The sequence below is a fragment of the Halomonas sp. 707D4 genome (genome assembly GCF_024158685.1).
In the GTDB taxonomy this organism is placed as follows: Bacteria; Pseudomonadota; Gammaproteobacteria; order Pseudomonadales; family Halomonadaceae; genus Vreelandella.
Genome location: NZ_JAMZBD010000051.1, coordinates 1 through 11,115 on the forward strand (window position 1 = coordinate 1; position 11,115 = coordinate 11,115).

General features: G+C 64.7%; 10 protein-coding genes. 6 read left to right on the top strand and 4 right to left on the bottom strand.

Features of this window, described 5'->3' with window-relative positions; translation table 11 throughout:
- The coding region (locus tag BIS11_RS03830; RefSeq protein WP_253585748.1) for a DHA2 family efflux MFS transporter permease subunit at positions 1 to 985 on the top strand (985 nt) is incomplete at its 5' end.
- A 1-nt stretch (position 986) separates the two neighbouring features.
- On the opposite strand, the gene epmA is transcribed toward BIS11_RS03830, so the two are convergent.
- Both epmA and efp read right to left on the bottom strand, forming a co-directional pair.
- Positions 987 to 1,967, bottom strand: a complete 981-nt coding sequence (epmA, locus tag BIS11_RS03835; protein WP_253426392.1) for an EF-P lysine aminoacylase EpmA — start codon at positions 1,965 to 1,967, stop codon at positions 987 to 989.
- Between the two features lie 79 nt (positions 1,968 to 2,046).
- Entirely contained in the window at positions 2,047 to 2,613 is a 567-nt protein-coding gene (efp, locus tag BIS11_RS03840) for an elongation factor P (RefSeq protein WP_253426394.1), read from the bottom strand.
- Positions 2,614 to 2,727: 114 nt separating this feature from the next.
- Here efp and epmB point away from each other — a divergent pair, with 114 nt between their 5' ends.
- The 3 genes from epmB to BIS11_RS03855 all read left to right on the top strand — a co-directional run bounded on the left by epmB (position 2,728) and on the right by BIS11_RS03855 (position 7,169).
- A complete protein-coding gene (gene epmB / locus BIS11_RS03845; RefSeq protein ID WP_253585749.1) occupies positions 2,728 to 3,744 on the top strand; it encodes an EF-P beta-lysylation protein EpmB in 1,017 nt (338 codons plus the stop codon).
- Between the two features lie 439 nt (positions 3,745 to 4,183).
- Positions 4,184 to 5,182, top strand: coding sequence for a TAXI family TRAP transporter solute-binding subunit (locus BIS11_RS03850; protein WP_253419758.1), 999 nt, complete (start codon positions 4,184 to 4,186; stop codon positions 5,180 to 5,182).
- 100 nt (positions 5,183 to 5,282) lie between these two features.
- Entirely contained in the window at positions 5,283 to 7,169 is a 1,887-nt protein-coding gene (locus BIS11_RS03855) for a TRAP transporter fused permease subunit (protein WP_253419761.1), read from the top strand.
- Between the two features lie 57 nt (positions 7,170 to 7,226).
- Here the strand turns inward: BIS11_RS03855 and BIS11_RS03860 are convergent, their stop codons facing one another.
- Positions 7,227 to 8,309, bottom strand: coding sequence for a hypothetical protein (locus BIS11_RS03860; RefSeq protein WP_253419764.1), 1,083 nt, complete (start codon positions 8,307 to 8,309; stop codon positions 7,227 to 7,229).
- Between the two features lie 206 nt (positions 8,310 to 8,515).
- Between BIS11_RS03860 and BIS11_RS03865 the strand changes: the two genes are divergently transcribed.
- Positions 8,516 to 9,409: a ParB/Srx family N-terminal domain-containing protein gene (locus BIS11_RS03865; protein WP_253419767.1), complete on the top strand. Its 894-nt coding sequence runs from the start codon at positions 8,516 to 8,518 to the stop codon at positions 9,407 to 9,409.
- 31 nt (positions 9,410 to 9,440) lie between these two features.
- Here the strand turns inward: BIS11_RS03865 and BIS11_RS03870 are convergent, their stop codons facing one another.
- Positions 9,441 to 10,286, bottom strand: coding sequence for an ion transporter (locus tag BIS11_RS03870; protein ID WP_253419770.1), 846 nt, complete (start codon positions 10,284 to 10,286; stop codon positions 9,441 to 9,443).
- Positions 10,287 to 10,557: 271 nt separating this feature from the next.
- Here BIS11_RS03870 and BIS11_RS03875 point away from each other — a divergent pair.
- The coding region (locus BIS11_RS03875; RefSeq protein ID WP_301286407.1) for a proton-conducting transporter membrane subunit at positions 10,558 to 11,115 on the top strand (558 nt) is incomplete at its 3' end.

Sequence of the window (11,115 nt, forward strand, 5' to 3'; positions counted from 1 at the left end):
GTGCTGGGCGGCCTGGAGTTTTCTCGACATCGACAAACCCGACCACGCGCTGGCGCGCCGGCTCGACGTGATCGGGCTGGCGCTGATCGCGCTGTTTCTCGGCTCGCTGGAGTTCGTGCTGGAAGAGGGCCCGGGGGATGACTGGTTCGCAAGCCGCGAGATCGTCGCGTTCAGCCTCTTGTGTGTCGCCGCTGGCGCGTGGTTCTTCGTTCGCACGCTGAGAAGCTCACACCCGATCGTCGATCTGCGCGCCTTCGCCAACCGCAACTTCGCCATCGGCGCGGGCATGGGCTTCATCATCGGCATCGCGCTTTACGGGCTGGTCTACATCATGCCGCTGTTCTTCGGCTACGTGCGCGGCTACTCGAGCCTGCAGATCGGCCAGGTGATGTTCGTCACCGGGATGACGATGTTCTTCTGCGCGCCGCTGGTGGGCAAGGCGACCAACCACGTGGATCTGCGCCTGTTGCTGTTCTTCGGTTTCCTGCTGGTCGGGGTCGGCACGATGATGAACGCCAATCTCACCGTCGAGTCCGGCTTCTGGCAGTTCTGCCTGCCCCAGGTGGTGCGCGGCATGGGGCTGATCATGTGCATCATCCCCGCCTCGCGCATCGCGCTCGGCACCCTCCCCCCGGCGGAGGTGGGCAACGCCAGCGGGCTCTTCAACGTGATGCGCAACCTGGGCGGCGCCATGGGGCTGGCGCTGCTCGATACGGTGCGCGACATCCGCGAGGACTTTCACTGGAACCAGCTGATTCCGGCCATCGACACCGGCCGCGAGGTGGTGGTGGCGGAAATCGCCCAGTACGAGGCGCTGCTGACGGGCGCCGTCGCCGACGCGCACCAGGCGGCGATCGGCCTGATCGCCCAGCGCGTCGCCCAGCAGGCCCAAGTGCTCGCCTTCAACGACATCTTCACCTGGCTGGGACTGATCTACCTCGCGGCGGTACCGCTGGTGTTTCTGCTCAAGCGCATCCGCGCCTGACTCAGCAGCGCGGCGTGGCGAAGGCCAGCACGTCCTCCAGGCGCGCCTGGCCGAGGGCGAGCTGGATCAGCCGATCCAGCCCCAGCGCCACCCCCGCGCCTTCGGGCATGCCATGCTCGAGCGCTGCCAGCAGGCGCTCGTCCACGTCCACTTCCTGAAAGCCCAGGCGGCGACGCGCCTGGTTGTCCTGCTCGAAGCGCAGGCGCTGCTCATCGGCATCGGTCAGCTCGTCGTAGCCATTGGCGAGCTCCACCCCGTCGAGATAGAGTTCGAAGCGCGAGGCCACCCACTGCCCGTCCTCGTCCTGATGACGCCTGGCGAGCGCCGCCTGGCTCGCCGGGTAGTCCACCACCACGGAGAGCTCGTCGCGCCCCAGGGTCGGCTCGATCACCAAGCCCATCAAGAGATCGAGGCAGGTCTCGCGGCTCTCGTCGGCCAGGCTCCGGGGCGACATCTGGCCCCGCTCGGCGGCCAGGCGGCGCAGGGTCTCCAGCGACGTGGTGAACGGGTCGACCGCCAGATGCTCGTGAAACAGCGCCCGGTAGCGGTAGCGTGTCACCGGCCTTGCCAGGTGCGGTGCCACCGCGCTTACCAGCGCGGCGGTTTCGTCGATCAACGCCTCGAGCGACATCCCCGGCCGGTACCACTCGAGCATGGTGAACTCGATGTTGTGGCGCCCTCCCACTTCGCCGTCGCGAAAGCTCCTGGCGAGCTGGAAGATCGGCCCGCTGCCTGCCGCGAGCAGGCGCTTCATGTGGAATTCCGGCGAGGTCTGCAGCCACAGCGTGCGCTGGCCCGTGTCGGTACGCGCCCGGGTCGAGAGCGATACCAGGTGCACGTCGGTACTGCCGCCCTGGCCCAGCACCGGGGTTTCTACCTCCAGCACGTCACGCTCGGCGAAGAACGCCCGCGCCCGGGCCATGAGCATCGCCCGGGCCTTGAGCGTCTCGATCTCGGCGGTAGGACGCCACTCGATGGTCATCGTGTCACTCCCAATGAAAAGGCCACGCCGCAGCGTGGCCTTGAAAGCCCGTCAGCCCTGACCGGCTGCAGGCGCCCGATCAGGCGCGGGAAACGTACTCGCCGGAGCGTGTGTCGACCTTGAGCACTTCGCCCTGGTTGATGAACAGCGGCACGCGCACCACCGCACCGGAGGAGAGCGTGGCCGGCTTGGAGCCGCCCTGGGCGGTGTCGCCCTTGAGGCCCGGATCGGTTTCCACCACCTCGAGCTCGATGAAGTTCGGCGGCGTCACCGAGATCGCCTTGTCGTTCCACAGGGTGATGGTGTAGGGCACCTGCTCCTTGAGCCACTTCTCGGTTTCGCCGAGGGCCTTCTTCTCGACCGCGTACTGCTCGAAGGAGCCGTCGGTCTTCATGAAGTGCCACATGTCGCCATCGGTGTAGAGGTACTCCATCTCCAGATCCATGACGTCGGCCCCTTCCAAGGAGTCGCCGGACTTGAAGGTACGCTCGCCGACGCGACCGGTCATCAGGTTGCGCAGCTTCACGCGGTTGAAGGCCTGACCCTTGCCCGGCTTGACCAGCTCGTTCTCGACGATCGAGCAGGGATCGCCGTCGAGCATTACTTTCAAACCGCCCTTGAATTCATTGGTAGAATAGTTCGCCATATCGTCTCTCGATCATCCGTTGCTGGAGTAAGCGCGCAAAAGCGCTTGCCGGGCAAGCGCTTTTCATCAAGTGGGCGCATGATAACCCGAAGGAGCTCTTTTTTGCAGGAGAACATGATGATTGCCGCGGCCCGCCTCGAGCCCGGCGCCGACGCACCCACTCCCTGGCAGCGCCAGCTCTCCGGCGCCATTCGCGACCCCCGCCAACTGTTCGAGCGCCTGGGGCTCGACACCCGTCTGCTCGACGGCGCCCGGGCCGGCCACGCGCTGTTCGAGGTACGCGTGCCGGAAGCCTACCTTGCCCGCATCACCCGCCAGGCGCCCGACGACCCGCTGCTGCGCCAGGTACTGCCGCTGGGGGAGGAGGCGCAAAGCGCCGCGGGCTACGTGCTCGACCCGCTGGAAGAGGCGCAGCACCGCCCCGCCAGGGGGCTGATCCACAAGTACGCAGGCCGCGTGCTGCTGATCGCGAGCCCCGCCTGCGCGGTGAACTGCCGCTACTGCTTTCGCCGCCACTTCCCCTACGCCGACAACTCGCCGTCCCGCGCCCAGTGGCAGGAGGCGCTCGACTACCTGCGCGGTGACGACAGCATCCATGAAGCGATCCTCTCCGGCGGCGACCCGTTGGCGGCGAGCGACCGCCAGCTTGGCTGGCTGGTCGGCGAGCTCGAAGCCATCCCCCACCTCAAGCGCCTGCGCATCCACACCCGCCTGCCGGTGGTGATCCCCGACCGCGTCGACGATGCCCTGCTCGGCTGGCTCAAAGCCACGCGGCTGCAAAAGGTCATGGTGCTGCACATCAACCACGCCAACGAAATCGACCAGGCGGTGGTCGATGCCTGCCTGCGGCTCAAACATGCCGGGGTGACGCTTCTGAACCAGAGCGTGCTGCTGCGCGGCGTCAACGACGACTTGGCCACGCTGGCCGCGCTTTCTGAACGGCTATTCGAGGCCGGCATCCTGCCCTACTACCTGCACGTGCTCGACCCGGTCCAGGGCGCGGCGCACTTCGACGTACCGGATGATGAGGCGCGCACGCTGGTAGCGCGGCTGCGCAGCCACCTGCCGGGCTTTCTGATGCCGCGGCTGGTGCGCGAGGTTCCGGGGGAAGCGAGCAAGACGCCGCTTTGATCGATTCCAGCCGGGTTGGCAGCAAGGAGCAGCCCGGCTTGCAAATATTCCAAGGCTCGAACACGCACTGATCAAAGCGATCATTTCTATATGATCAGGTTATCCAAACATTCGAAAAACATTCCTCCCTTCATTCTAGAATCAGCTCTAATAATCCTAGCACCATGTTTCGTATATAAAAAAACAGACCAATCGACGGAGTGGCTTTAGTCGCATAACCAAAAGTATAAATGCACGATTCAATCACTTAATACACATTAGTGATTCAAGTCGTCACTCTGCAATCTCCTGAACGCTCGCTCGGATTGACGGCCCGCTTGTTTCCTGCGGCTGAGCACGTCTTGACTGCATCGCTATCGGATCACCTCAGCGCTACTACTCACGCCAAGCCCACATACACAATAATTTTCAGCGCCTTCAAAGGCGCTTGGGAGGAGAAATGAAGCATTTCAAAGCCGCCGCGCTAGCCACCCTGCTGGCCGCCACTTCTTTCTCGGCCTTGGCCGAAGACGCCACGGTGCGGATCATCTCGCAGGACCCCGGCACCGGCTGGTACGCCTATGGCTCCGCCGTAGGCGACATCATTAATCGCTCCCAGGGAAATTACTCACTAAGTGCCGACGTGCTGCCACGAGGCGGCGGCATGATGAACCCGCTCGCCGTAGGCCAGGGTTCGGCGGATATCGGTTTCGCCAGCGCCAGCGCAGCGCTCTGGGCTCGTGACGGCATCGGCGAGGAGTTCGAAGGCCGTGCCGCAGAAAACCTGCGAACGCTGATCGGTGGACTACAGGCTGCCTATGTCACCGTCGCCGCCCGACGCGCCTACGTCGAGCGAACGGGACAGACCAGCTTCGATGACATGGTCAACGCCGAGCGGCCTCCGCGGTTCGTTCTCAAGCCGACCGGCTCCCAGGTGCCGATTCTCGCCGACCACATGTTCGAAGCCTTGGGTACCAGCCTCGACGAGATGCGCAGTCGCGGGGTGATCAATCAGATCAGTACCGCCCAGATCGCCCAGATGATGCGCGACGGCACGGCGGACGTGTATATCGAGAACGCCCCGATCGGCCAGGCCACCATGCAGGAGCTGGCGCTCACCAGCGATCTGGTCTTCGTTCCCATGTCCGATGGCGTGCTCGATCACATGACCGAGGTGGGCGTTCCACGCATCACTCTGCCGGAGGGCAGCTACCAGGGCCTGGACAGCGACTACCTCACCTCCAACACCCCGACCATCCTGATCGTCGGCGCCGACATGGACGACGAGATCGCCTACCAGATCACCCAGGCCATGGTCGAAGCCCGCGACCAGCTGGCCGAAGCCTTCCCGCCGCTAGCCGGCTGGGACCCCGAAGCCGGCGCCCAGGCCGACCAGGCGGTGCTCGAACTGCATCCCGGTGCGGCCCGCTACTACCGTGAGCGTGGCTGGATCGACTAGTCACGTCCCAGCGATACCCAGCCCCACCCTCCACGGCGCCGCTGCAGACTCTTGCGGCGGCGCCAAGCGTTCATCACGGCGACATTGCGAGGTACGTCTCTTGAAACCGTCCGGCCTACTTTCCTATCCGATGCTGCTGCGCGTCCTGCAGATAGGCCTCTCTTTCACCTATGTCATCTATCTGCTCAGGCACTTCTTCAATCCGTCATCGCCCCTGGCTTCGGTCACTTTCCACGTCTACATGTCCGTGGCGCTGATCTTCGCTTTCAACCCGCTCGATTGGGGGCCGGGCGTCAAGCGCTGGCTGGGGCGCACGGTCGATCTTGGCTGCCTTGCGCTATCGATCTCCTTCGTCTGGATCTATCACCTGGAGGTCGGCCGGCTCGAGCGCCACCTCGAGATGATCGACCCGGTCCTTCCCATCGACCTCTTCTTGCACGTGGCAGGCCTCGCCCTGATCTTCGAAGCCGTGCGCCGTGCCGTGGGCTGGTCACTGCTGGCGGTCGTGCTGGCGTTTCTCGGCTACGCCTACTTCGGCGGCTACTTTCCCGGCTGGATGGCCTTCCCGGGCTTCTCGCTCTCGACGATGGCCGAGCTGATCAGCATGAAGACCGATGGCATCTTCGGCGTCACGGCGACCGCCGCGATCAACTTCGTGTTCTATTTCGTTCTTTTCGGCACGGTGTTCACCTTCACCGGTGGCGGCGCCCTGTTCATCGACCTGGCGATGCGCATGACGGCGCGCCTCAAAGGAGGGGCGGCCAAGATGGCGCTGGTAGGCTCCGCCCTGTTCGGCATGGTATCCGGCTCGGCGATCGCCAACACGACATCGACCGGGGTGCTGACCATTCCGATCATGAACCGCGCCGGCTACTCCAAGGACCAGGCCGCGGCCACGGAGGCGATCGCCTCGACCGGCGGGCAACTGATGCCACCCATCATGGGGGTGGCCGCTTTCGTGATGGCGGACATGATGGGCATCTCCTACAGCACGATCGCCGCCGCCGCCTTGATTCCTTCCGCAGCGTTCTATTTCGCGCTCTACGTGATCGTCGACCTGCGCGCGCGCCGCTTCGGCATCGGCAACGTGCCACCCGAGCTCCTGGACATCGCTCCGGTTCTGCCACGCCTGCACCTGCTGCTCGCGCCGGTGGCGATGATCACTTGCCTGATCATCGGCTACTCCGCGCCCTACGCCGCCCTGGTGGGTACCGTTACCGCCCTCGTCATGCCGCTGCTGCGCAAGTCGACCCGCTACAGCCTGCACCAGTTGTTCGATTCGGTACTCGATACCGCCAAGCAGATGGCGTGGATTTCAGCACCACTGGCCGCCGTGGGCGTGGTGATGGTCGTTGCCACCCAGTCGAATCTCGCCCTCAAGTTCGTGAGCCTGCTCTCGGACGCGGGCACTGGCCAGCTCTATCTCTCCCTGCTGCTGGTCATCGTCGGCTGCATCATCATGGGAATGGGGCTTCCCACCGTGGCCGCCTACATCATCGGCTCGCTGGTCTTCGTTCCCGCCCTGGTGGATCTGGGCATCGATCGTCTGGCCGCCAACCTCTTCGTGCTCTACTACTGCGTACTGTCGATGGTCACGCCACCGGTGGCGCTGTGCGCCTATGCGGCGGCCGGCATCGCCAACTCCGATGCCAACAAGACCGGGCTTCTGGCCTTTGCCTACTCGCTGGTGATCTTCATCGTTCCCTTCGGCTTCATCAATGATCCCAACGTGCTTTGGCAAGGCACGGCTTTCGAGATCGGCGTGGGCGCCGCCGGCATGCTGCTGGCCACCTTCTCCTGGGCCGTTTTCCTGATGGGCTGGATGAACGGCAAGCTCTCCTGGTTCGAACGCGTGCTCTTTCTGGGCGTGAGTCTGGCCATGATTCTCTCGCCGACGCTATCGACGCCATGGAGCCTCACCCTGATGATCGCGCTGGCCTTGATGCTCTGGCGCTTCACGCTTCGACCGCGCTTCGCGACGGTATGAGGGCCATCGTCTGGCGGCAAATTCTCCGAAAACGGCGGGCAGAGGGTCGGGGTCGAGCTATTCAATCAGGCGTTTCGAATGACGCAGCAATAGCGCGACGGCCCATGAAAGCGGTGCCAGCACGAAGCGCCAGAGAACTCGCAGCACGATCAGCGCCGGCAGCAGCACGACCAGCCAGAGCGCGAACTGCCCAAGCCAGGCGGGCAGGCCGAGCCAGCGGGCGACGTTGGCGCCGAGCGCGCTGATCAGCGACGGATGGCGGATCACCACGTAGGCGGTGGCGGTGAGCGCGGCGAGTCTGGCGGCTCTGGGCAGCGCGGCAAAGCGGGCGGTGCCAGCAAGCGCCCCGGAGCGCACCCCGGTTTGCGTCGCTCGGGCCTCGACGCTTCCCACCCGCGCGCCGCGGGCGAGGCGCCCGGCGCGCAGTACCTTCACCGTGCTCGCCATCAACAAAAGATCGACCCCGGCCCAGCCCACATCCATGGCACCGATCGCCTCGTCCCGGCGCCACCGTCCTTCCAGGCCGCGCACGCCGCCGGTGAAGAAATCCCCAAGGCCTGTGACGATGCGCTCGCCTTGAAGCCAGTGGATGTCGCCGTCGGCATCCATCACGAACTGATTCAACAGCGCGTGACCTTCGTCGGCCAGCAGCGCGATGCCCATCAGCCCGCGCTGGTCGGCGTTCCATTCACTCTCGTCCTCATCGGGCTCGCCCTCGGCCTCGTTCCACCAGCGGCGGGCCTCGCGGTAGCGCTCCCCCAGCCAGTGGCGGGCCTTGAGCGTGGCCACATCGTGCTCGCGGTAGTAAATGATCGGCAAGAGCGCGTCCGGCCCGAAGCGAGCGAGCATCTCCTGAAAGGCAGGAAGATAGGCGTAGGCAAGCAGCGCCTCGCGGGCGGCGGGGCCGAAGCGCTCGAGCGCCAGGTGCGCGTTCATCCACAGCGCCGGGGCATCGGAGTAGTGAAGAAACAGCGCATTGACCTCGGCGCCTTCGCGGGCGAGCGAGGCGTCGATCGAGGGCAGCGCGCGCTGGGCTTCGAGCCTTACCAGGCGCGGCTCGAAGGCCTCCGTCGAGGCCAACGCGGTCAATACCCCCGCCAGACCCACGGCGAGAGCGAGGAGGATTCGTGCCGAGCGCATGCGTTTACCTTGGCGTGGCTAAAACGCCCATTCAAGAACCATCGCGGCGAAAACTCAAGGCCATGCGCCCTCGCGGTGAACGCAAGCGCTCGACCGGGGGGAATCGCGCCTGGGGAGGTGCCTTTTCCCGACGCCCTCCCACCGTCATGCCCCTGTCATCTTCTCTGGCCAGGATAAGCGCCACCCGCAACGGCATGAGTGAGACGATGAAGAAGACAATTGGCCTGCTGGCGCTGTTGAGCGCCACTCCGCTTTGGGCGCAAGAGGCACCCTCCCCGATGATCCGCGAGGTCGTGCTCGGCGAGCTGCACCCGACCCAGCCGGCGCTCGGTTACCGGCAGATGGACTACAAGCAGGGCCGCTTTGCCCTCGATCGCGAAAAGCTCTTCGATGAATACTGCGAAACGGGCGGCCAGGGTGAAATTGCGCGCCTCGACGACGCCTCGACCCTCGACGACCGGGCGAGCTTCGACTGCAGCGACACCCTCGGCACCCATCCCGGCGACATGAAGACTGCCGTGATTGCCCCCGGCGGCGCGCTTTACCTGACCGACGGCCACCATACCTTCAGCAACTACATCGACGTGCAGGGCGCGTCGTTCGTGATGCCGGTACGCATCACCGACGACTACAGCGACCTGGCCGACATGGCGGCGTTCTGGGAGAGGATGCAGGCCGAGCGTCAGGTGTGGCTCGATGCGCCGGCCGGGCCGATCGGCGTCGAGGCGCTACCGGAGCAACTGGGCCGGGCACATCAGGTGGACGATCCCTACCGCTCGCTGGTCTACTTCACCCGCGGCGTGGGCTATGCAAAGCCCGACACCCCGCCGCCGTTTCTGGAGTTCTACTGGGGGCAGTGGCTGGCCGAGCGCCTGTCGCTCGAGGAGTTCGACCTGACCACGAAGGAGGGTTACGCCGAGGCCGTGACCGCCGCGGCCCGGGCAATGGTCGAGGTCCCTGGCGAGACCGTCATCGCCGAGACCGCCAGCGGCCCGCTCACCGCCCGGGAAATGGGCCAGCTCGACGCCTTCGATCAGAAAGCGCTCGACAAGCTCCTCTTCGAGCGCGGCAAGCTCACCTACGCCTTCTCTGCCCGCTGAACCGCGCCCCGGCCGTGGGCCGGGGGCGTGTTCAAGGCTTCCCCGCGCCCTCGTCCTGACGGGTCAGCGCGGCTTCCATCCGGTCGAGCTGCGCCTTCAAGCTCTTGACGTCGCCGCGCAGTGCCGAGAGCTCCGCCTCCTCGCCCTCGCCGCTGTCGAGCGCCATCTGGGCGCTCTCCTTCTGCATGACGTCGAGCACGATGCCGATCATCATGTTCAAGAACACGAAGGCGTTGAGGAAGATGAAGGTCAGAAAGTAGATCCAGGCGTAGGGAAACTGCTCCATGGTCGGGTAGAGCACCGCCGTGGCCCAACTCTCGAAGGTCGCCACCTGGAAGAGCGTCAGCATGGCCAGCGCGATGTTGCCCCAGAGCTGCTCGTCCACGGTGTGGAACAGAAAGCTTCCGATCGCCGCGTAGATATAGAAGATGATGAACATCAGAAGCGCCACGTAGCCCATGCGCGGGATCGACTTCACCAGCGCCGAGAGCAGCATCTGAAGCTCCGGAATCATCGACACCAGTCGTAGTACGCGGAAGATGCGCAGAAGGCGCGCCAGCAGCACCATCTCGGACTCGTCCATCGGGATGAGGCTCGCCGTGACGATCAGGAAGTCGAAAATGTTCCAGCCCTTCTTGAAGAAGTCGCGCAGGCGCGGCTCGGCGGCCATGCGAATCAGTATCTCGACCAGAAAGAACAGCGTCACGGCCACATCGAGATAGGCGAGCCACTGCTCGAAGCGGCTCACCTCGTCGTAGGTGCGCGCGCCGATCACCAGCGCCGAGACGACGATGATGGCGATCACGAAGGTCTCGAAGAGTTTGTTGCTGCGCAGTTTCTCGAACCGCGCCTGCCAGGTACGAAGCGAAGTGCTCATGGGGTATGCAGTCTCTTGGGCGCGCGTGCGCGATGCCGTGTCAAAACGTGGGCATTATTCCTGCGCGGCAGCCGCGACGCAAACGTGTCTCACGTCCACGGACTTGGCGGGGTTACGGCCCCTTACCGCGCTCATCCCCTCACGGGTCTAAGACTAAAGCCGCAAGACTGGCTTAAAGTGGTATCCTCCTGCGGTTTGCTTACACTGAATTAGCCTGAAGGCGCCATGAAAGCGCCTGGCCACGTTGACACCTTTTGTGCTGGATGCCCCGATGACACTGCTTTGGATTGCTCTACTCCCCTTGCTGGGCGTGCTGGTGCCCGTCTTGGCGGGCAGGCGTTCCCGCCTGACGTGCTCGCTCGCCACCGCCATCGCCCCTGCCGTGGCACTGGGCCTGACCCTCGGGCTCGTTCCCGCCCTCGGCGCCGATGAGCCGCTGCGCTTTTTCGCCGAGTGGCTGCCGGAGCTTGGGCTGGCACTGGCCCTTCGTCTCGACGGCCTGTCGCTTCTCTTCAACCTGTTGATTCTCGGCATCGGCCTGCTGATTCTGCTCTACGCCCATTTCTATCTCTCCAAGGAGGAGCGGGTAGGGCGTTTCTACGCTTTCCTGATGCTCTTCATGGCCTCGATGGTGGGCATCTCGCTCTCCAACAACCTGCTGCTCCTGTGGCTGTTCTGGGAGCTGACGAGCCTGTCGTCGTTTCTGCTGATCGGCTTCTGGTCGCACAGAAACGATGCCCGCAAGGGTGCGCGCATGGCGCTGACCGTGACCGGCGCCGGGGGCCTTGCGCTGCTGGCGGGGCTTCTGCTGCTGGGCAATATCGTCGGC